21 protein-coding genes and 1 pseudogene are annotated in these 19,223 nt (G+C 72.8%); 8 read left to right on the top strand and 14 right to left on the bottom strand.

What is annotated here, in order from left to right:
• Window positions 1-204: 204 nt before the first annotated feature.
• Window positions 205-561: a hypothetical protein gene (locus tag ABZ079_RS33790; protein ID WP_356943277.1), complete on the top strand. Its 357-nt coding sequence runs from the start codon at window positions 205-207 to the stop codon at window positions 559-561.
• Between the two features lie 130 nt (window positions 562-691).
• Here ABZ079_RS33790 and ABZ079_RS33785 read toward each other — a convergent pair whose 3' ends face one another.
• The gene (locus ABZ079_RS33785; protein ID WP_356943276.1) at window positions 692-1,111 is read right to left on the bottom strand and encodes a CBS domain-containing protein; all 420 of its coding nucleotides are present in this window, start codon (window positions 1,109-1,111) and stop codon (window positions 692-694) included.
• Window positions 1,112-1,455: 344 nt separating this feature from the next.
• On the opposite strand from ABZ079_RS33785, the gene ABZ079_RS33780 reads away from it, so the two are divergent.
• Window positions 1,456-2,337 (top strand): DMT family transporter, encoded by an 882-nt coding sequence (locus tag ABZ079_RS33780; RefSeq protein ID WP_356943275.1) that lies wholly within the window; start codon window positions 1,456-1,458, stop codon window positions 2,335-2,337.
• A gap of 289 nt (window positions 2,338-2,626) precedes the next feature.
• On the opposite strand, the gene ABZ079_RS33775 is transcribed toward ABZ079_RS33780, so the two are convergent.
• Window positions 2,627-3,241, bottom strand: a complete 615-nt coding sequence (locus ABZ079_RS33775; RefSeq protein ID WP_356943274.1) for a TetR/AcrR family transcriptional regulator — start codon at window positions 3,239-3,241, stop codon at window positions 2,627-2,629.
• Window positions 3,242-3,333: 92 nt separating this feature from the next.
• Here ABZ079_RS33775 and ABZ079_RS33770 point away from each other — a divergent pair, with 92 nt between their 5' ends.
• Both ABZ079_RS33770 and ABZ079_RS33765 read left to right on the top strand, forming a co-directional pair.
• Window positions 3,334-4,155: an NAD(P)H-binding protein gene (locus tag ABZ079_RS33770; RefSeq protein ID WP_356943273.1), complete on the top strand. Its 822-nt coding sequence runs from the start codon at window positions 3,334-3,336 to the stop codon at window positions 4,153-4,155.
• A gap of 244 nt (window positions 4,156-4,399) precedes the next feature.
• Window positions 4,400-5,644, top strand: coding sequence for a hypothetical protein (locus ABZ079_RS33765; protein WP_356943272.1), 1,245 nt, complete (start codon window positions 4,400-4,402; stop codon window positions 5,642-5,644).
• 52 nt (window positions 5,645-5,696) lie between these two features.
• Here the strand turns inward: ABZ079_RS33765 and ABZ079_RS33760 are convergent, their stop codons facing one another.
• The gene (locus tag ABZ079_RS33760; RefSeq protein WP_356943271.1) at window positions 5,697-6,086 is read right to left on the bottom strand and encodes a RidA family protein; all 390 of its coding nucleotides are present in this window, start codon (window positions 6,084-6,086) and stop codon (window positions 5,697-5,699) included.
• 72 nt (window positions 6,087-6,158) lie between these two features.
• Here ABZ079_RS33760 and ABZ079_RS33755 point away from each other — a divergent pair, with 72 nt between their 5' ends.
• On the top strand, window positions 6,159-7,103 hold the full coding sequence (locus ABZ079_RS33755; protein WP_356943270.1) for a LysR family transcriptional regulator: 945 nt from the start codon (window positions 6,159-6,161) through the stop codon (window positions 7,101-7,103).
• Here the strand turns inward: ABZ079_RS33755 and ABZ079_RS33750 are convergent.
• Window positions 7,069-7,516, bottom strand: a pseudogene (locus ABZ079_RS33750) (carboxymuconolactone decarboxylase family protein). The gene ABZ079_RS33755 and the pseudogene ABZ079_RS33750 sit on opposite strands and share 35 nt — an antisense overlap.
• A 160-nt stretch (window positions 7,517-7,676) precedes the next feature.
• Here ABZ079_RS33750 and ABZ079_RS33745 point away from each other — a divergent pair.
• Complete coding sequence (locus tag ABZ079_RS33745; protein WP_356943269.1) at window positions 7,677-8,651, top strand: pirin family protein; 975 nt, start codon at window positions 7,677-7,679, stop codon at window positions 8,649-8,651.
• Between the two features lie 154 nt (window positions 8,652-8,805).
• Here the strand turns inward: ABZ079_RS33745 and ABZ079_RS33740 are convergent, their stop codons facing one another.
• The 10 genes from ABZ079_RS33740 to paaA all read right to left on the bottom strand — a co-directional run bounded on the left by ABZ079_RS33740 (window position 8,806) and on the right by paaA (window position 17,036).
• The gene (locus tag ABZ079_RS33740; RefSeq protein ID WP_356943268.1) at window positions 8,806-9,144 is read right to left on the bottom strand and encodes a hypothetical protein; all 339 of its coding nucleotides are present in this window, start codon (window positions 9,142-9,144) and stop codon (window positions 8,806-8,808) included.
• 199 nt (window positions 9,145-9,343) lie between these two features.
• Window positions 9,344-10,594, bottom strand: coding sequence for a kynureninase (gene kynU / locus ABZ079_RS33735; RefSeq protein ID WP_356943267.1), 1,251 nt, complete (start codon window positions 10,592-10,594; stop codon window positions 9,344-9,346).
• Window positions 10,591-11,436: an alpha/beta fold hydrolase gene (locus ABZ079_RS33730; protein WP_356943266.1), complete on the bottom strand. Its 846-nt coding sequence runs from the start codon at window positions 11,434-11,436 to the stop codon at window positions 10,591-10,593. Before ABZ079_RS33730 ends, kynU begins: the two co-directional genes overlap by 4 nt.
• A complete protein-coding gene (locus ABZ079_RS33725; protein ID WP_356943265.1) occupies window positions 11,426-12,274 on the bottom strand; it encodes a tryptophan 2,3-dioxygenase family protein in 849 nt (282 codons plus the stop codon). Before ABZ079_RS33725 ends, ABZ079_RS33730 begins: the two co-directional genes overlap by 11 nt.
• Window positions 12,275-12,341: 67 nt before the next feature.
• On the bottom strand, window positions 12,342-13,118 hold the full coding sequence (locus ABZ079_RS33720) for an SDR family oxidoreductase (RefSeq protein WP_356943318.1): 777 nt from the start codon (window positions 13,116-13,118) through the stop codon (window positions 12,342-12,344).
• Window positions 13,119-13,171: 53 nt separating this feature from the next.
• The gene (locus ABZ079_RS33715) at window positions 13,172-14,317 is read right to left on the bottom strand and encodes a 2Fe-2S iron-sulfur cluster-binding protein (RefSeq protein ID WP_356943264.1); all 1,146 of its coding nucleotides are present in this window, start codon (window positions 14,315-14,317) and stop codon (window positions 13,172-13,174) included.
• An 8-nt stretch (window positions 14,318-14,325) separates the two neighbouring features.
• Window positions 14,326-14,781 carry a 1,2-phenylacetyl-CoA epoxidase subunit PaaD gene (gene paaD, locus ABZ079_RS33710; RefSeq protein ID WP_356943317.1) on the bottom strand — a complete coding sequence of 152 codons (456 nt, stop codon included), beginning with the start codon at window positions 14,779-14,781 and terminating at the stop codon, window positions 14,326-14,328.
• 74 nt (window positions 14,782-14,855) lie between these two features.
• On the bottom strand, window positions 14,856-15,656 hold the full coding sequence (gene paaC, locus ABZ079_RS33705) for a 1,2-phenylacetyl-CoA epoxidase subunit PaaC (protein ID WP_356943263.1): 801 nt from the start codon (window positions 15,654-15,656) through the stop codon (window positions 14,856-14,858).
• A complete protein-coding gene (gene paaB / locus ABZ079_RS33700; RefSeq protein WP_356943262.1) occupies window positions 15,640-15,951 on the bottom strand; it encodes a 1,2-phenylacetyl-CoA epoxidase subunit PaaB in 312 nt (103 codons plus the stop codon). The genes paaC and paaB overlap by 17 nt, the downstream gene beginning before the upstream one ends.
• Window positions 15,948-17,036, bottom strand: a complete 1,089-nt coding sequence (gene paaA, locus ABZ079_RS33695) for a 1,2-phenylacetyl-CoA epoxidase subunit PaaA (protein WP_356943261.1) — start codon at window positions 17,034-17,036, stop codon at window positions 15,948-15,950. The genes paaB and paaA overlap by 4 nt, the downstream gene beginning before the upstream one ends.
• Window positions 17,037-17,353: 317 nt before the next feature.
• On the opposite strand from paaA, the gene ABZ079_RS33690 reads away from it, so the two are divergent.
• Both ABZ079_RS33690 and ABZ079_RS33685 read left to right on the top strand, forming a co-directional pair.
• Complete coding sequence (locus ABZ079_RS33690; protein ID WP_356943260.1) at window positions 17,354-17,608, top strand: acyl carrier protein; 255 nt, start codon at window positions 17,354-17,356, stop codon at window positions 17,606-17,608.
• Window positions 17,608-19,086 carry an AMP-binding protein gene (locus tag ABZ079_RS33685; RefSeq protein WP_356943259.1) on the top strand — a complete coding sequence of 493 codons (1,479 nt, stop codon included), beginning with the start codon at window positions 17,608-17,610 and terminating at the stop codon, window positions 19,084-19,086. Before ABZ079_RS33690 ends, ABZ079_RS33685 begins: the two co-directional genes overlap by 1 nt.
• Window positions 19,087-19,223: the final 137 nt, after the last annotated feature.

Raw genomic sequence — 19,223 nt, 5'->3', positions numbered from 1 at the left:
CCGGTGCTTCGGCGCTCTCCGCCCGCCGGGGTGCCGTACCGCAGCCGCGGGGCCGGGACGGCAGGACGGCCCCGCGGCCCGGGGAGACCAGGAACACCGAGGGCACGGGGACGGATGCCGAGGGAGATCGCCTCGGTGGAGAAGGCGATGCCCCAGCCCGAAGGGGAGCCCTGACCGGTCGACCCCGGCGGGGCGGTGACGTCGGTGACGTCGAAGACGTCGGGCAGCGCCCGGACCGTCGGCCTGACGGTGAGCCGCGCCGAACGGGGGGACGGCCGCACTCGGCCCGGCCTCGGTCACCGTAGGCGGCACCGCGGTCAAGGCCGGAACCACCGCGACACCGGCACCCAAGTCCGCGCGGTCGCCGTCACGGCGGGCTCGACCCGGCGCGGCTCCACGCTCAGCCTGACCGTCGACGGACCGGGCGGAACCGCCGTATCCGGCAACGGTGACTTCGAGACGTGGTCGCTCGCGTCGTGGACCTGCGAGAACGCCTACCTCGGCGTCAGTGGCGGCGCTACCGGCGGCGTGTGGGCCTCGTCCTCGTCGGGTCGAAGCTGACGGTACCGTTCTCCACCGGCATCTCGGGCACGGTCACCGTGTACGTCCACCGCTGGTGCGGACAGGGCGCCGTGTACCGGACGTCCTGGCGGTCTCCTGAGTGGTCCACTCGGCCGGCCCCGCCCGGGGGTCACCGGGTGGGGCCGGCCGCGCTGATGAGACCCAGCGTGGACTCCGGGTCGTACTCCACGGCCACATCGCCGAGGGCGACGATCCCGACCACGCGCCCGTCCTCGACCACCGGCAGCCGCCGCAACGCCTTGCCCCGCATCAGCTGCACGGCACGGTCCACGTCGTCGTCCGGGGCCACGGTGACCAGCTCGCTGCTGCACGCCTCGGCCACCGTCCGCCCGGTGACGTCTCCACCCTCGGCCAGGATCCGCACGGTCAGATCCCGGTCCGTGACCAGCCCGCGCAGCCGGTCACCCGCGCAGACCAGCACCGCGCCGATGTCCTCGTCGCGCATGCGGGCGGCGACCTCGCAGACCGGGGTGTCCGGCGCCACCGCGACCGGATTGCAGGTCATGATCTCGCGGACCGCCTGAGTCATGCACTCCTCCAAGTCCCTCACCCGACCGGCCTCCTCGGGCAGGTACCCCGGATTCGGCCGTATCGCTCGTCCGGCTTACCTCCTGCGCACCGCCGAACCCGCGTCCGCCCGCCCGGCCGGCCGGGCGCACCGGCCTCGATGGCGGAGTACGTGCTGGCCGCCGACCCCGGCATCGGGTGCCGCGGAACCGCTTTCGGCCCGGTCACCGCGGTCCCTCCGACCGACGGTCACCGACCGGGCGGTCATCCTGCCCCACGGCTGGGCCGGGCGTGGCAGCGCAGCCTTTCGTAGGCTGAAGGGGCCCGATCCTCCTCGGGAGGACTGCCCGCAGGCGGGAGACGGTCGTGATCGAACTGGCCGCGGCGTTCGCCGTCGCGGGAGCGGCGAGCAACGCCGTGGGCACCGCGTTCCAGCGCAAGGCGGCCTCGGCCAGCAGCCGCGGCGGGATCCGGCTGCTCGTGGAGCTGGTGCACCGGCCCTTCTGGATGATCGGCATGGCCGGCGTGATCTGCGCCGCGCTGTTCCAGAGCCTGGCCCTGGTCAACGGCCCGCTCGCCCTGGTCCAGCCGCTGTTCATCCTGGAGCTGCCGTTCGCTCTGCTCGTCGCAGCTCCACTGATGCACCGGCGGCTGCCCCGCTCGGGCTGGTGGGGAATCGGTGGCTGCGTGGGGGGCCTCGCCGTGCTGCTCATCGCGGCCGCCCCGCACGGCGCGACCGATCAGGCGCCCCTCGTCCGGTGGATCCCGGCCCTGTGCCTGTGTGCCGGCGCGATGGCCGCGACCGTTCTCCTGGCCGCCCGGGGACACCCGCCGGCCCGCCGCGCCGCGCTCCTGGCCGCCGCCTCCGCGACGGGCAACGCCCTGACCGCCGCCCTCCTGAAGTCCGCCAGCGGCACATTCGCCGACCACGGCTTCACGGCGTTCCTGCGGTCGTGGCAGACGTACGGCTTCGCGCTCGCCGGCGTCGCCTCCGTGCTCCTGCTCGAGAACGCGCTGCAGGCCGGTCCGCTGGCCGCGGCGCAGCCCGCGCTGACCATCGGCGACGCGGTGGTGAGCCTGACGCTGGGCGTCACCCTCTTCGACGAGCGGGTCCGCACCGGGTGGTGGCTCGTGCCGGAGGCCTGTGGTGTCCTGCTGATCGTCGCGGGCGTGCTGGTCCTCAGCCGGGCCGTCCAACGCATCATCGTGCTGCCGGTCCCGGCCGAGGAGCAGCACCAGAGGACGTGAGGCCCGCTCAGGGAGGGCCACGAGCGGCGGCTCCCCCAGTCGGACGTCAGCGCGTCCCGGCGAGCGCGGACCGGGGCCGGGCCGATGCGCGCTCCACCAGAACCGACTCGATCACCTTGGTCGTGGCCTGCGCCCGCTACCGCGCCCTGGGTGACATAGGAGACCTCGTAGGTGTCCGCGTGGGAGTGGGGGGATCAACTCCCCTTTGGGGCCCTCACCGGTGAAGCTTGCGCCGGGATCCGGCCCGATGCCCGCGGGCCGGTCTCCCCCGGTTGTCCGACCGCCTGCTCTACCGTCCGGCGATCCCGTCGATCCAGGACTGGAGCCGTTCCCCCTGGGCGGCCATCAGGCCCGGGTCCCGGAGGGTGTGGGTCAGGACCGACATGCCCTGGTAGGCGCCGACGAGTTCGATGGCGAGGGCCGGGGCGTCGGAGCGGCCGAGCTGGGCGAACTGGGACTCCACCCAGTCGAGCAGGGCCCGCATGACCTTCGCGGCGACCTGGCCCAGGCCGTCGTCGCGCTTGTCGAGTTCGGTGGCGAGGGTGCCGAACGGGCAGCCGAAGCGGGCAGCCGTCTCCCGCTGCTCGACCCACCCGGCGACGAGCGCCTCCAGCCGGGCCGCGGGGTCCGGGAGCCTGTCCAACTGGGCTGTCAGCGTGCCGAGTTGGTCGCAGTGGGCGTCCACCGTGGCTTCGACCAGCTGGTCCTTGGTCTTGAAGTAGTAATAGACGTTGCCGAGCGGGACGTCGGCCACGCGGGCGATGTCGCCGAGGGTGGTCTTCTCCACGCCCTGCTCGTGGAAGACCTGGACGGCCGCGTTCACGAGGCGCTCGCGCTTGCCACCCCGTCCGGATCGGCTCGGTCGTGGCGCTTCGACCGCCGCGGCGGATTCTGAGTCAGTCACCTGACTAAGGATAACCGGGGATGGACACCGGCGGGTGGCGCACACTATCGTCCGACTTAGTTAGTCAACTAACTAACACGAGGAGAGATCTCATGATCGTTGTCACGGGCGCCACGGGGAACGTCGGGCGGGCCTTGATCGCCGAGCTGATCACGGCCGGGGAGGCGGTGACCGCCGTCGCGCGACGGATCGGGAACGAAGACGTTCCCCCGGGCGTGCGGGCCGTCGCCGCCGATCTCGGACAGCCGGAGAGCCTCGCCCCCGCACTGGAAGGGGCCAAGGCCCTGTTCCTGCTCGTGGCGGGCGACGAGCCGGCCGGTGTTCTGCGGCAGGCCGTCGCGGCCGGGGTCACGAAGGTGGTGCTGCTGTCCTCCCAGGGTGTGGGCACCCGACCGGAGACATACACCCACGCCGCCACCTTCGAGGCGGCCGTGGCCCGATCGGGGCTGACCTTCACCGTCCTGCGCTCGGGCGGCATGGCGTCCAACGCGTTCGCCTGGGCGGAACCGGTCCGCCGGTACCGCACCGCGGCCGCACCCTTCGCCGACGTGGCACTACCGTTCGTCGACCCGGTCGACGTCGCCGCGGTCGCCGCGGCCGTACTACGGGAGGACGGTCATGACGGCGCCACGTACACACTGACCGGCCCCGAGGGCACCACTCCACGGCAGCGGTCCACCGCCATAGCCGAGGCACTCGGCGAACCGGTGGCGTTCATGGAGCAGAGCCGCCAGGAGGCCCGGGCGCAGATGATCCGCGTCATGCCCCCCGCGGTCGCCGAGGGCACGCTGGCCATCCTCGGCGAGCCCACCCCCGAGGAGCAGGCGGTCGGCCCGGACGTGGAGCGCCTGCTCGGCCGGCCCGCCACCCCCTTCGCCGCCTGGGCGGCACGCAACATCGCGGCGTTCCGCTGAACCGCCGCGCGTCCATTCGTGCCGGTCACGTCACCGTCGCCCGTGTCATGACCCCCGGCATCCGGCGGCATGCGCCCGAGGCTGTGCAGCCCGGCATTCCCGGACGGCCGCCGCGCGTGGAATCCGCGCGCCACGCCGCATCAAATCAGCCGATTTATATGTTAATCCGATCTATTGTCCCCAATGGAGAGGCCACCGATCGAGGAGCGAGCAACGTGTCGGCAGGGCGCGGGTGGGGGTGGGGATGAGTGGAATCAGCCGCCGGGGCGTGGCACGCCTGGGCCTCGGCGCCGGCATCGGTGTGGCCGCCGTCTCGCTGGCCACATGCGGTGGACAGGACCACCCCACCGCTCCCGGTGCCCCCGGCGGGCCGGGTGGGGCACCCCGGCTGATCGGTGACGGCTCGACGTCGTACACCGGACGGCAACCGCACCAGCCAGACCCGCCCACGCCCCTCGAACCCGGTGCAGCGCCGCCGCAGTTCGTGGTGTTCTCCTGGGACGGCGCCGGCGAGATCGGCACCGGCCTGTTCCCGCGGTTCCTGGACCTCGCCCGCGCCCACGGTGCGCACATGACGTTCTTCCTGTCCGCCCTCTATCTGCTGCCGGAGGGGAAGAAGCGGCTGTACCGGCCGCCGAACAACCCGGCCGGCGCATCGGACATCGGCTACCTGACCGACGGACACATCAAGGAGACGCTCACCTATGTGCGTCAGGCCTGGCTCGACGGCCACGAGATCGGCACGCACTTCAACGGGCACTTCTGCGCCGGCCCGGGCTCGGTGGCCGACTGGACCCCGGCGCAGTGGCGTTCGGAGATCGAGCAGGCCCGTACGTTCGTCACGTCCTGGCGCACCCACACCGGTTGGCGCGACCACCCGCCGCTGCCCTTCGACTACGACAGGGAACTGGCCGGCGGCCGCACCCCGTGCCTGCTCGGGCAGGAGAACCTGCTGCCGGTCGCGCGGGAGCTGGGCTGGCGCTACGACGCCTCGTCACCGGGCGGACTGCAACGCTGGCCGAGGAAGCGGCGAGGCGTCTGGGACCTGCCCCTGCAGAGCATCCCCTTCCCCGGACACAGGTTCGAGGTGCTCTCCATGGACTACAACATGCTGGCGAACCAGTCGAAGAACTCGACGCGGGCCCCCTCGTACAACTACCCCTACTGGCGTGCTCAGGCGACTCAGTCCTACATGGCCGGGTTCGAGCGGGCGTACGAGACCAACCGCGCGCCCCTGTTCATCGGCAACCACTTCGAGGAGTGGAACGGCGGCATCTACATGGACGCGACCGAGGAGGCCCTCAGGCGGATCGCCGACCGGAAGGAGGTACGCCTGGTCTCCTTCCGGCAGTTCGTCGACTGGCTCGACACCCAGGAGCCGGACGTCCTCGCCCGACTGCGCACGTTGCAGGTCGGTGAGAAACCGGAGGGAGGCTGGGCCGGCTTTCTCCGTCCGGTGAAGGGCGCGTACGACACCGCGAGCCGGTGAGCCGTTCAAGGGGGCGGTCCGCGGGGCGTGACCGGTGGCCGCGTTCACCGGGTCAGCCCGCGCGGCGTCGGGCGTCCACCTCTATCTCGATCTTCATGCGGGGGTCGGCGAGGCCGCACGCCAGCATGGTGGCGGCGGGGCGGACCTCGCCGAAGCAGCGGCGCAGCACAGGCCAGCACGGCTCGAAGTCCGCGCGGTCGGGCAGCAGGTAGCGCACCCGCACGACGTCCGCGAGCGTGCATTCCGCCTGGGTGAGCGCCGCCTCGATGTTGCGCAGGCACTGCTCGGCCTGGGCCACCACATCGTCCGGGATCGCCATGGTGGTGTAGTCGAAGCCGGTGGTCCCGGAGACATGCACCCAGTCGCCGTCGACCACGGCACGGGCGTAGCCGATCCGCTCCTCGAAGGGCGAGCCGCCGAGGATCGCACGTCGTTCTGTCATGCGCGGAACGCTAGGCGACCAGCATGGATACGTCTAATACGAAGATCGGCATGAGGTGATATCCCTTGGGATATGGAGCGCCCCGAACTGCCTCTGCCGCAACTGCACGCCTTCGTCGTGCTCGCCGAGGAACTGCACTTCGGTCACGCGGCCGCCCGCATGGGCATCGCCCAGCCGCCACTGAGCCAGCAGATCCGCCGGCTGGAGGAGAAGGTCGGCCATCCGCTGTTCGACCGGGCACCGGGGCGTGTGACGCTCACCCCGGCCGGCCACGCCCTACTGCCCGCCGCCCGCCGGGCCCTGGCCGGGCTCGCCGACGGGCTGGCCGCGGCACGGGCCGTCGGCAGCGGACGGGCCGGACGGCTGCGGATCGGTTTCGCCGCCTCCCTCGCCCTGACCGTCCTGCCGGGCCTGCTGCGCGACTTCCGGCAGCGGTTCCCCGACGCGCGTCTCGACATCCACGAGATGACCACGGCACCGCAGCTGGACGCCCTGCGCGACCGTACGATCGACATCGGACTGCTGCGGGAACCCCCGGCCGGGGAAGCGGAGCTGGACTTCCGGACCGTGCTGAGCGAGCCCTTCGTGGCCGTGCTGCCGTCGGCCCACCCGCTGGCCGCCAGACGGAGCGTGCGACTGGAGGAGCTGGCCGACGAGCCGTTCGTGCTGCTGCCGCGCGCGGTCGGCCCACAGTTGTACGACCAGATCACCGGCCTGTGCGAGGCGGCGGGGTTCACGCCCCGGATGTCGCAGCACGCGGTGGAGTGGCAGACCGTGTGCGCCCTCGTGGAGACCGGGCTGGGTGTGTCCGTGGCACCGGCGAGCATCCGCCGCATCCGGCTCAAGGGCGTCGCCTTCCGCCGGATCGCCCCCGGCACCGCCCGCACCCGGGTCGCCGTGGCATGGCGCAGGAACGACCGCAATCCCCTCGTCGGGCACCTGCTGGCGACGGTAGGCCGGGCCCCCCGAGGCCAAGGGGCCGTCACTGCTCCGGGCGCACCGGATGCCTGCGCATGACCGATACCCGGTTGAACGCGTTGATGGTGACGGTCACCCAGATCACCGCCGGGATCTGCTCGTCGGTGAGCACTTCCCGCGCGCCGAGCGGGCCGTGCCCTGCGCGGAGCCGTCCGCTGCGGAGGTCGTCGCCTCGGCCAGGGTCAGGGCGGCCCGCTCGGGCGGGCGTGAACAGCTCGGTGTCCCGCCAGGCGGCGAGCACGCCGAGCCGCTGGGGCGTCTCGCCCACCCGCGGTGCGACGCGGGTGCGCAGGTGCAGGCGGTAGGCACAGCCGTTGATCTGCGACACACGGAGGTTGACCAGCTCCACCAGGGCGCGGACAAGACCGGCGTCGGCGGCGACCGCCCGGACGGCCTCGGATGTCTGCAAGGGGGGCGCGATACGCCTTCCAGCTCTGCTTGTCGACGAAGATCCGCCGGGTGCCGCCGGCCGGGACGGGACTGGCCGACCTGGACTCCTCCGGGTGCCGTCGCCGGCTCCTCGCCCCGACGGGTGCGGGGAGCCGGATTCGGGGCTATGATCGTGACATAGTTGTTGAATTTGAAACTACCATGGAGGGGAGGTGGGTTCCGGTGAGCAACACCGAAGTGAGGCCCGCCGAACTGCGGTGCGGCTCCCCCGCCGGAGGAAACCTGCCGGACCCGGCGCTCGAGATCCTCAGTCCCCGCGACGTGCCGCTCGGCGGCCCCCGCGCGATGACGGTGCGGCGCACGCTGCCCCAGCGGGCCCGCAGCCTGATCGGCGCCTGGTGCTTCGCCGACCACTACGGCCCCGACGACGTCTCCCGCAGTGGCGGCATGGACGTCGCCCCGCACCCGCACACCGGGCTGCAGACGGTGAGCTGGCTGTTCAGCGGGGAGATCGAGCACCGGGACAGCCTGGGCAGCCACGCCCTTGTACGGCCCGGCGAGCTGAACCTGATGACCGGCGGCCACGGCATCAGCCACTCCGAGGTCTCCACACCCCGCACCACCGTGCTGCACGGCGTCCAGCTGTGGGTCGCGCTCCCCGGGGAACACCGGCACACCGCACGGGACTTCCAGCATCATGTGCCCGAGCCGGCGCGTCTCGACGGTGCCGTGCTGCGGGTCTTTTTGGGCTCCCTCGCCGGAGCGGCCTCCCCCGTACGGACCTTCACGCCACTGCTCGGCGCCGAGATCGTCCTGGAGCCGCGGGCCACGCTCACCCTTACGGTGGACCCCGGCTTCGAGCACGGTGTCCTCGTCGACCAGGGTGACGTCCGCGCCGCCGGCACCCTGCTGCGGCCGGCCGAGCTGGGCTACGTACCGGACGGCGGTGACACCCTCGCCCTCGCCAACGAGTCGGACGGCACCGCCCGCGTCGTCCTGCTCGGCGGACCGCCCTTCGGCGAGGAGATCGTGATGTGGTGGAACTTCATCTGCCGGTCCCACGAAGAGATCGTGCAGGCCCGCGAGGACTGGATGAAGGGGACCCGTTACGGCGAGGTGCAGGGTTACGACGGGGATCCGCTGCCCGCGCCGGAACTGCCGCACGTACCCTTGAAAGCACGGGGACGGGTGCGCTGACCTGGGAGGAACCGGCCTTCCCGGCCAGGGAGTACGAGACCGTCTCTCCGCCTGGCCAACCACGACGGCCTCCGGTGGCGCGGGCCTCGGAGGCTGCCGCATTGACGCCTCTCGACCGCATGACGGCCTCCGGCAGGGCTGTGCGGGAGGAGAGTCACGGGACGGGCTCGATGCGGAAGACCTGCCCGCCCTTGCCGACACACCGGCCCATCACGGCCTCGGTGCCCGCGCCGCTGTCCGGCCCCCTGATGCCCACGCATCCCTGCCCTGGCATCCGCTTCACGTACCGGCCTCTTCCGTATGCGCCGGACGGCTCCAGCAGGAAACGGCTGCCGTCCCCGCAGTCGTCCATCGGCGCCACAAGCCCCGCGCCCGGCCCTTCCGCGAGCGCCTTCAGGCGGCCCTTCCCGTAGCCGGGGTGCTGCCACTGGAGGCGGAAGGCACCGGCACCCAGGGTTCCAGCAGCGTGCCCCGCGGCGCCACTTCGCCGCATGGGGAGAGTTGCGCCTCGGTCCGAGGACCGGGGCACACCGTCTGGACGGACACCTGGGTGTCCGGCAGGCCGCCACCGATCACGCGGCAGGCGGAACAGCCGGTCGGCGACGCCCTGGCCGCGGCGAGACGCACGGCGGCACGAAGAGGCCGGTATGTGCGGGGCAGGGCGGATCGGAGAGCCGGGTCTCCGCGTGTGCTCAGGTGACCGGGCCCGAGGGTGCCGGAGCCGGGTCGTAGGCCGCCTCCCGCACGATGTCCCGCAGGTGGTGGGCGGCGGTGAGCAGCTGGTGATGGGTGGTGTACAGGGCGTTCACGCCGAAGCGGAGGAGGTCCGGGGCGCGCATGTCGACGATCACGCCCCGGTCCCCCAGCGCACGGGTCAGGCCGTGGGCGTGGGGATGGCGCAGGGCGACGTGGCTGCCGCGGCGCGCGGGATCGGGCGGGGTGACGGGTTCGATGCCCAGGGGGGTGAGGAGTTCGGTGGTGCAGTGGAGGAGGAAGTCCGTCAGGGAGAGGCTCTTGGCGCGGACCTGGGCGAGGTCGACGTCGTCGAAGACGGTGAGTGCCGCTTCCAGGGCGAGCAGGGAGAGGATGGGCGGGGTGCCGATACGGGCGCGGGCGATACCTGCCGCGGGGGTGTAGTCCCGGTCCGCTCCGAAGGGGGCGGCGTGACCGTTCCAGCCGGTCAGGGGGGTCTCGAGTGACATGTGGTGGCGGTGGGCGGCGTAGAGGTAGGCGGGCGCGCCCGGGCCGCCGTTGAGGAACTTGTAGCCGCAGCCGACGGCGAAGTCCACCCCGAGGGCGTCGAGGTGCAGCGGCATGGCACCGGCGGCGTGGCACAGGTCCCACACGGCGAGCGCGCCGGCGCGGTGCGTGGCCTCGGTCACCGCGGCCATGTCGTACAGCTCCCCGGTGCGGAAGTCGACCGGCGAGTAGCTGACCACGGCGACCCGCTCGCTGTGCGCGGCCAGGAAGGACGCGAGGCCGGCCGGAGGCACCCGCCGCACGTGCAGGCCCTGTCGTCGGGCGACCGCCTCCGCCAGATACCGGTCGGTGGGGAAATGGCCGGGGTCGGTGACCAGCAGCGGCCGGTCGGGGCGCAGCGCGATGGCGGCGCTGAGCGCGGTGAACAGCTGCACGCTGGTGGAGTCCCCCGCCACCGTCTGGCCCGGCGCCGCTCCGATGAGGCGGCCGATGGTGTCACCCACCCGCAGCGGCGCGTCCCACCAGCCGTTGCCGTTCCAGGAGCGGATCAGGTCGGTGCCCCACTGCCGGGTCACGGCGTCGGTCAGGAACGGGGGCACGGCGGCCGGCAGGGGGCCCAGTGAGTTGCCGTCGAGGTAGACGACTCCTTCCGGGAGCAGGAACCGCTCGGCGAGAGGGCCCAGGACGTCGTCCGCGTCGGCTTGCGCGGCCCGTTCGTCGAGGGCGGTGGGGACGGTCGTCACGGCTGGGTGGCCTTCCGGGTGTCGGTGCCGGGTCGTGCGCCGAAGGCGGCCGACATCTCCCACAGGGTGCCGGCGACCGCGCAGGCGCCGGGTGCGCCCGGCTCGATGAGCGTGTAGTGGCCCGTTCCGGGCAGCACGACGGTCTTCAGGTCGTGGTGTACGGCCGCGTAGTCGGCGAACTGGGTGAGCGGGACCTCCTCGTCGACGGCGCCGTGCAGCAGCACCGTCGGCACGCCGGTCGTGCCCGTGTCGCGCAGCAGGGTGACGGGGTCGACCGAGGGCAGCCGCTCCCCGAACAGCGCCTTTCCACCCAGGAGTTGCAGGGCCGCCCCGTTGCTGAGGTCGTCGCGGCGGGTGGCGGCGAGGTCCGTGATCGGTGCGAGCGCCAGCACGCTCGTCGGCAGGCTGCGGGTGTGCCAGCGCGAACCGGCGGGCAACAGACCGCGGGCCGCGCACCACAGGGCCAGATGGCCGCCCGAGCAGTGACCCGCCAGGACGTACGGCCGTCCCTCGGGCAGGGTGTCCACGATCCGTGCGACGTCGTCGAAGGTCTCCGGGTAGCCGCCGGCTCCGCCGGACCGACGGAAGCCGGGCAGCAGCACGTCGAAGCCCCGCCGGGAGAGATAGGCCGCGAAGGGGGTCAGATGCATCCGGTCGTAGCGCCAGTATCCACCGTGCAGCAGGATCACCAGCGGGGCGCCGGGGTCCTCGGCCGGCCAGGCGTCGTAGACCTGGTGAGGGTGGTCCCCATAGCGGCCGTGCACCGGTGCCAGCACGGGTTTCAGGCTCAGCACCCGCTTCTCCTCCTCGGCCGCGAAGGCGGAGATGACCCTAGACACCACCGCGCACCTCCCACAGTTCAGGGAAGACCGGGCGGACGGCGCGCTGTTCCAGCCAGGCCAGCCCGGTGGAGCCGGCGCTGCCGCTCTTGCCGCCCATGGCACGGCGTACGACCATGACGTGGTCGAAGCGCCAGCGCAGGACGAGTTCGGCGACGTCGGTGAGCAGTTCACCGAGGGCGAGCAGCGGGTGGTGCCGCGAGCCGGCGTAGATTCCCCGCCACACCTCGACGACGCCCGGGTCCGAGCGGTAGGGGGCCGTCACATCCCGTTCCCGCACATGATCGGGGACGGGAAGTCCCTGCCGGTTCAGGAAGCCCAGGACCTCGTCGTACAAAGACGGTTCACGGTGCGTCTCGCTGAGAGCCTCGTGCACGGCGGTGTCACCCCGGTGCATGCGGAGCATCGAGGCGGACTTGTCCCCCAGGAGGAACTCCATGTGCCGGTACATCGCCGACTGGAAGCCGGACGCCTGGCCGAACGCCGCCCGGAAGCCGTTAAACTGAGCGGGTGTCAGGGCGGCGAGCGGCGCCCAGGAGGCGTTGAGGGCGGTCAGGGCGCGACGGCTGCGCACCAGGGCGTCCATGGCGGTGTTCAGGTCGTCCTTCGCGAAGGCCGTCCTGGCCATGCGCCACTCGTGGACGATCAGGGTGAACCACAGCTCCATCACCTGTGTGGTGACGACGAACCCCATCTCGTCCGGAGCCTCGGTGAGGGGGTGCTGGAGAGTGTTGAGGACGGACGCGTGCACGTAGGCGTCGTAGGGGCTGGCGCCCGCGCGGGGCTGGGTCAGGGAGTCGTCCGCGGCCGGGTGGGCGGGTGCGGGCGTGCTGTCATTCATGGGGTCTCCTGGTGCTGCCGTCGACCGGGGGCGGCCACCGCGCGGCGCGGCGGGAAGGGCTCAGGTCTCACACGCCGAGGTGGGCGCCGCCGGATGCGTCGATCCACTGGCCGGTCACCCAGCGGGCGTCGTCGCCGGTCAGGAAGGACACGACGTCCGCGATGTCCGCCGGGGCGCCGAGCCGGCCGAACGCCGAGGCGTCCGCGTACCTCTGGCGGATCTCCGGGATGCTGAGCGTGGGATTGATCTCTGTCTCGGTGTAGCCGGGGGCGACGCTGTTCACCGTGATGCCCCGGGGGCCCAGTTCCTGCGCGAGGGCCAGCGTGAGGTAGTCCAGCGCGGCCTTGGTCATGGTGTACGCGATGATCGGCGGGAAGGCGACGCGGGTGGCCACCGAGGAGACGTTCACGATCCTGCCACCGTCGCGCAGTCGGTCCAGGCCGCGTTGGACGATGAAGAACGGCGCCTTGGTGTTGATGGCGAACACCCGGTCGTACTCGGCCTCGGTCACGTCCGTGATCCGGCGCGGGACGGTGATACCGGCGTTGTTGACGAGGATGTCGAGCCCGGGTTCGGCGTCCTGGCCGGCCAGCGCACGGCCGAAGGCCGCCCACAGCGCGTCCGCGTCACCGGGCACGCCGAGTTCGGCGTGGACGGGGAAGGCGCGCCCGCCATCGGCCTCGATCTCCTTGACGGTCCGCTCGGCCGCCGCCCGGTCGTGCCCGTAGTGGACGGCCACCAGGGCTCCCTCGCGGGCGAGCCGCCGGCTGATGGCCCGGCCGATGCCGCGGCTGCCTCCGGTGACCAGGGCGGTCCTGCCCGCGTGCCGCAGGGGGGTGGTCATCGTCTTCTCCTTCATCCGGGAGTCCCGGCCGTGGCGGGGATGGTGTGCATCGCTCATGCGTCGAAGTCGAGGGTGATCTCGCCGGTGAGTGGCCGGGCGCGGCAGGCGAGCGTGTAGCCGGCGGCCAGTTCCCCGGCGTCCAGGGCGTGTTGGGAGCCGGTCGTCACCTGGCCGGCCAGGACTTTGGCCCGGCAACTGCCACAGATGCCCTCGCGGCACGCGTAGGGCACGTCGGGGTGGGTGCGCAGCAGCGCGTCGAGGAGTGCGGCGTCCTGTGGGCCGACGGTGGCCACGCGCTGGTGGCCGTCGAACACCGCGGTGACGCGGGTCTCGTGCGGGGCAGTCGTCGGATCGGCCGGTGGCGGTGTCCGTGGCGTGTCGCCGAGGGTGAACGGTTCCCAGCGGACGAGGTCCGGGGCGGCGCCCCATTCCGCCAGTGCCTGCCGGACCGTGGCGACCAGGCCGGCCGGGCCGCACAGGGCGAACGTGGTGCCGCGGCCGGGGCGGGCGTGGAGCGCGGTGAGCAGGCGAGGCAGTTTCTCGGCGTCGATCCGCCCGCGCAGCGGGCCATTGTCCCGTTCCTCCCGGGTGAGGACGTACAGGGCGGTGAACCGGTCGACGAACGCGTCCTTCACCACGGCCAGTTCGTCGGCGAGCAGGGCGTGCGCGGGGGTGGGCACCGAGTGGATCAGGGAGACCCGGCAGTCCGGGTCCTCGCGCAGCGCGGCCGCGGCCATGGCGGCGAGCGGGGTGATGCCGGAGCCGCCCGCGACCAGGACATGGTGGGCTCCGGGTCGCTCCGGCAGGGCGAAGGCCCCTCGGGGAGGGGAGAGTTCGAGGATGTCGCCCGGTGCCAGGCCGCTCATGGCGTAGGCGCCGAAGCCGTCGGGGGCGCCGCGCCTGATCACCAGGCGGAGCGCGGCCGGATCGTCCGGCGGAGGGCACACCGAGTAGCTGCGGCGCAACTCGGTGCCGGTACCGGTACCGCGGTGCCGGACGACGACGTGCTCGCCGGGCCGGTGGGCGAAGATCTCCCGCAGGGCGTCGGGGACGTGCAGGGTGACGGCGACCGCGTCCTCGGGCAGGTGCCGGACCCCCGCGACCGCGAGCCGGTGCCAGCCGGTGTGCCGGCCGACGGCCCGAGCCCGGGCGGCGGGCCGGGCCGCATGCCCGGTGGGAGCGGTGGTGGCGGTGTTCACGGGGGGCCTCATAGCGCGGTCAGGTGGGGGAACAGCTCGTGGCAGGCCGTGCAGCGCAGCACCGACTGGCAGCGGGCGGGCCCGAAGGCGCTGTGCGGCCGGGTTGCCCGGGAGCCGCAGTGCGGGCAGAGCACCCCGGCGAGCCGGACGAGGACCGGTCCATCCTGCTGCGCGGCCGCGGGTGGGGCGATGCCGTGGGCGGCTAGCTTGTCCCGCCCGGCGGCCGTGATGCGGTCCGTCGTCCACGGTGGGGACAGCACCTGCCGGACCCGCCCGTCCGGGTGACCGCCGGCCGCGAGCACCTCCTCGATCGCGGAGACGATGGCCGGCAGTGCCGGACAGCCCAGATAGGTGGGGGTGACCTCCACCTCGAGTACTCCGTCGGCGGCGGGGGCGACCGAGCGGATCACGCCGAGGTCACCGAGGCCGATCACGGGCAGCTCCGGGTCCGGCAGGGCCTCCACCAGCACCCTGAGCTCCTGTGCCGTACGCGCGGGGCGGCGGGGTCCGGGCCGTGCCGCGGGAGGCGTTCGATCGCTCACCAGGTGCCTCCGGGGAACTGGCGGTGAACCGACTGCAGTTCGGCGACCAGCGTCCCGAACTCCTCGGTGTGCAGGCCCGCGCGCCCACCACGGGCCTGCCAGTGCGGAGTGGGCACGGTGAGTCCGGCGCGGGTGACGGCCTCGGCCGTCCGCTGCTCCCACAGCGGGCGCAGCGGAGCCGGTGAGGGCACCGCGCCGGCCGCGACGAGGTGACGCAGCACGTCGTCCTCGTCGAACAGTTCCGCCGTGTAGGGCCACACCTGGTCCAGGCCCCGCTGCATCCGGCGGGTGCTCTCGGGTGTGCCCAGGCCCAGTCGCTCGGTCCAGGTGTCGGCGTGCAGCCGGTGGAACGCCACCTCCTTGGCGGCGCGCTGCCCGAACGCGGCCAGTTCGGGGTCCGCGCAGCCGCCCAGCGCCTCGTAGTACAGGACGGCGTAGTGGGTGTAGGCGAGCTGCCGGGCGATGGTCGCCGCGAAGTCCCCGTTCGACAGCTCGGTCAGCAGGGCATTGGTGAACTCGCGCTCGGATCGGGTGAAGGCGAAGTCGTCCTCGCCGCGGCCGGTTCCGTCGGCGCGTCCGCTGAGGGTGAGCAGCATCCGGGCCTGGCCGACGAGGTCCAGGGCGATGTTGGACAGCGCCAGGTCCTCTTCGACGGTCGGCGCCCGCGTGATCCACTGGCACAGCCGCTGCCCGAGGACGAGGGCGTCGTCACCGAGGCGCAGCAGGTGTACGGCGAGGTGGGCGTCGACACGGGAGCCTCCCGCGGTGCGGGGTGCCGGGTCAGTGGTCGTGGTCACCGTCGGGGCCTTTCTCGGTCAGCGGCGCGAACTGCTGCGGGTACCGGTAGGGCTTGTGCCGGGCGTGGGCGAAGTACGGGTCGCGTTCGTCCGGGGAGGCGGTGTGCACGGCGTCCGAGCGGACCACCCACAGCGACAGCGGGTCGCCGCGGCGCGTGTACAGGTCGCGGGCTGTGAGCAGGGCCGTGTCCGCGTCGGAGGCGCGCACGGAGCCCACGTGCTGGTGGGCCAGACCACGTCGGGGCCTGAGGAAGACCTCCCAGGACGCGGGGGCGCCCTCTCGCTCCCGGCTCATACGCGCTCCCCCGTCCGGTCGTGAGCGCTCTTCCCCGCGCCCGGGGCGGCGGGCGGATCACCGGTGTCCCGGGCGGCGGGGGCATCACCGCCGGCCTCCGTGCGGGCGGCGTACGCGGCGGCGGCCTCCCGTACCCAGGCGCCGTCCTCGTGCGCGGCACGCCGGTGCGCGATGCGCTGCCTGGCCCAGTGTGTGTCGTCGCCGAGCGCACGCCGGTAGACGTCCCAGTCGACCGGGGTGAAGTCGTAGTGGCCGCGCTTCTCGTTCCACCGGATCGCCGGGTCGGGCAGGATCAGGCCGAGGCGTTCGGCCTGCGGGACGCAACTGTCGACGAAACGCTGGCGCAGTTCGTCGTTGGTGTGACGCTTGATCCCCCAGGCCATGGCGCGGCGGGAGACCGAGGCACCCAGCGCCGCGGTCCGGGCGTCGGCGCCGCCCGCCTCCGTGTCGGGTGGCCCGAACATCAGCGCCACGGCCGGCAGCCACCAGCGGTTCACCGCGTCCTGGGCCATCGCCTTCTGCTCCGGCGTCCCTTCGCACAGTGCGCGCATCAGGTCGTAGCCCTGACGCACGTGGAAGGCCTCCTCCTGACAGACCCGGCGCATCGCCCGGGCGTAGGGCCCGTAGGACGTGCGGCACAGGGGTGCCTGGTTGATCACGGCGGCGCCGTCCGTCAGCCAGGCGATGGTGCCGGTGTCCGCCCACGTCAGCGCGGGGTGGTTGAACGTCGCCGAGGCGCGTTGCTGACCCCGGTGCAGGGCGTCGAGGAGTTCGGCGCGGTCGACCCCCAGTGTCTCGGCGGCGGAGTAGAGGTACAGCCCGTGGCCGGCCTCGTCCTGGACCTTGGCGATGAGCACCGACTTGCGATGCAGGGACGGCGCCCGGGTGACCCAGGCACCTTCCGGCTGCATGCCGATGATCTCGGAGTGGGCGTGCTGCGCGATCTGACGAACCATCATGCGCCGGTAGCCGTCGGGCATCCAGTCACGCGGTTCGACGGCCTCACCCGCGGCGATGAGCGCTTCGAAACGGTCGAGCGGCTCCTCCTCGCCGGCGGCCGCGGTGCCGGCCGGCGGTGGGCTCATGCTCCGCCTCCCGGGCCGGTCTCCGCCGCGACAGGGGCGTACGCGCCCCGGAATCCTCGCCTGGCCACTGGCATCACTCCTTCGGCACTCCTCGGGCGTCGTGGCTCCCCACGTCGCCCGGCAGGTCGGGCGCAGCCTCCGTCCCGGAAAGAGGTCCCGCGGCGGGCCCGCAATCCCCCGGGCGACGGCATGGGCGGGTGACAAAGGTCACGCCGGGTCCCGGGGATTGCGGTCCGGCGCGAGCGCCTCTTGTTCGGTTGACAGGCGACAGACGCGATCCGCTCGGCGGCCGGCTCGCCGCGGTGGAAGGGGAAACCATGAGCACCATCAGGGAGTTGCTGGTCGAACTCACCGGTACGCAGGAGTTCGCCGACGGTGAGCGGGTCGGCGACGATGTCGACCTCGCCGCGAGCGGAATCGACTCCGGAGACCTGGTGCGTCTCGTCCTGCTCGTCGAGCAGCGGGCCGGTGTGGAGATCACCGCCGACGACATGGAGAAGCTGCACACGATCGCCGACTACGAGCGGTTCGTGGCCGAGCGTTCCGCGGCCGGTTCCGGCGGCGGTGCGTGATGTGGCTGACACAGCTGCTGGAACGCAACCGCCAGTGCTGGCCCGACCGGACGGCACTGGTCGACGAGCAGCGCAGGCTCACCTGGTCGGAGTTCCACGACCGCACGCTCGAACTCGCCCGTGGCCTGGCCGACCTGGGCATCGAGCGCGGCGACCGGGTCGCCGTCCTGTCGAAGGACCGCGTCGAGGTCCTGGAGAGCTACTTCGCGCTCGCCCGGCTGGGCGCGCTGTTCGTCCCGCTGAACCACAGCCTGACGGTGCCCGAGGTGGCCGGCATCGTCGAACGCGTCGGCGCGGTGGCCGTTCTGGGCGAGTCGGAACTGCTGGACCGGCACCCCGAGCTGCCGGCGTCGGTGCGGATCAGGATGGCGTTCGACAAGCCCGTGTTCGAAGCGCTGGGGACCATGGCCGCCGACCGGGTCCTTCCCGCGGTGGCCGACACCGATCCGGTCGCCGTGCTGCACACCTCGGCGACCACCGGGCAGGCCAAGGGCGTCACGGTCGACAGCGCCTCGTTCCGCGCCATCGCCCTGGGCTGGCTGGTCATGGCCCGGCCCACCGACGACATCGTCATGGTCAACTGCTGCCCGCTGTACCACGGCAGCATGGTGGTGTCCCTGACCTACATGGCCGCCGGGGCCACCATCGTGCTCATGCCGGGCTTCACCCCCCAGCGGGCGCTGGCCGCGGTGGAACAGCACCGGGCGACCCACCTGTGGATGGTGCCGCAGATGCTGCGTTTCATGCTGCGGGCCAAGGGCGCCGAGCGGGCCGACCTGTCCACGCTGCGGGAGCTCCTCTACGGCGCCGCGCCCATGCCCCTCGACGTGTACGCCGACGCCGTGCGGCGGCTCGGCTGCGGCTTCCGGCAGGTCTACGGCATGACGGAGGTCGGCGGGCCGTTCGTCACCCTCGGCCCCGACGAGCACCCCGCTCCCGGGGACGTCACCGTGCGCATCCCCTGCGGACGCGTCGTACCCGGCATGTCCGCCCGCGCGGCCGACGAGGCCGGAGGGGAACTGCCCCGCGGCGAGATCGGCGAGATCGTCGTGCGCGGGCCGGGCGTCATGCAGGGCTACTGGAACGATCCCGAGGCCACGCGCGAGATCACCCTCGACGGCTGGATCAGGACCGGGGACCTGGGGTTCGTCGACGAGGCCGGCCGTATCCACCTCGTGGACCGCACCAAGGACGTCATCATCCGGGCCGGCCAGAACGTCTACCCCTCGGAGATCGAGCGTGCCCTGATGACCCATCCCGCGGTCCGGGACGCCGCCGTCGTCGGCATGCCCGACGAGGACTACGGCGAGGTACCGCTGGCGTACGTCGTGGCCGAGCCGGACACCCGGGCCACGGACCTGCTCGGGCACGTCGCTCAGCAGCTCGCGCCCTACAAGCGGCCGCGGCGGGTGGAGTTCATCGAGCAGGTGCCCCGCAACCCCGCCGGCAAGATCATCAAGAAGTCGCTGCGGGCCTGACGGCATGCCTCGGCCGCCGGCGGTCACCCGGTCCGCCACGGACCGGGCCGGGGGCCCCGCCCCCCCCGGGGGCGCCCCGGGGGGCCCCGGGGGGGCCCCCCGGGCCCGGGGGGCGCGCCGGGGGGGGGGGGGCGGGC

It is taken from the genome of Streptomyces sp. NPDC006314 (genome assembly GCF_040613075.1).
In the GTDB taxonomy this organism is placed as follows: Bacteria; Actinomycetota; Actinomycetes; order Streptomycetales; family Streptomycetaceae; genus Streptomyces.
This window is presented reverse-complemented; position numbering and strand designations above follow the sequence as displayed.

What these genes read in the sequence shown, in the direction of transcription:
- ABZ079_RS33740 (WP_356943268.1), bottom strand. Translation starts at nt 9,144, where the DNA reads ATGCGGCGAAGTGGCGCCGCGGGGCACGCTGCTGGAACCCTGGGTGCC.
- ABZ079_RS33725 (WP_356943265.1), bottom strand. Translation starts at nt 12,274, where the DNA reads ATGAATGACAGCACGCCCGCACCCGCCCACCCGGCCGCGGACGACTCC.
- ABZ079_RS33760 (WP_356943271.1), bottom strand. Translation starts at nt 6,086, where the DNA reads ATGACAGAACGACGTGCGATCCTCGGCGGCTCGCCCTTCGAGGAGCGG.
- ABZ079_RS33770 (WP_356943273.1), top strand. Translation starts at nt 3,334, where the DNA reads ATGATCGTTGTCACGGGCGCCACGGGGAACGTCGGGCGGGCCTTGATC.
- paaA (WP_356943261.1), bottom strand. Translation starts at nt 17,036, where the DNA reads ATGAGCCCACCGCCGGCCGGCACCGCGGCCGCCGGCGAGGAGGAGCCG.
- ABZ079_RS33785 (WP_356943276.1), bottom strand. Translation starts at nt 1,111, where the DNA reads ATGACTCAGGCGGTCCGCGAGATCATGACCTGCAATCCGGTCGCGGTG.
- ABZ079_RS33765 (WP_356943272.1), top strand. Translation starts at nt 4,400, where the DNA reads ATGAGTGGAATCAGCCGCCGGGGCGTGGCACGCCTGGGCCTCGGCGCC.
- ABZ079_RS33720 (WP_356943318.1), bottom strand. Translation starts at nt 13,118, where the DNA reads ATGACCACCCCCCTGCGGCACGCGGGCAGGACCGCCCTGGTCACCGGA.
- ABZ079_RS33690 (WP_356943260.1), top strand. Translation starts at nt 17,354, where the DNA reads ATGAGCACCATCAGGGAGTTGCTGGTCGAACTCACCGGTACGCAGGAG.
- ABZ079_RS33685 (WP_356943259.1), top strand. Translation starts at nt 17,608, where the DNA reads ATGTGGCTGACACAGCTGCTGGAACGCAACCGCCAGTGCTGGCCCGAC.
- paaB (WP_356943262.1), bottom strand. Translation starts at nt 15,951, where the DNA reads ATGAGCCGGGAGCGAGAGGGCGCCCCCGCGTCCTGGGAGGTCTTCCTC.
- ABZ079_RS33755 (WP_356943270.1), top strand. Translation starts at nt 6,159, where the DNA reads ATGGAGCGCCCCGAACTGCCTCTGCCGCAACTGCACGCCTTCGTCGTG.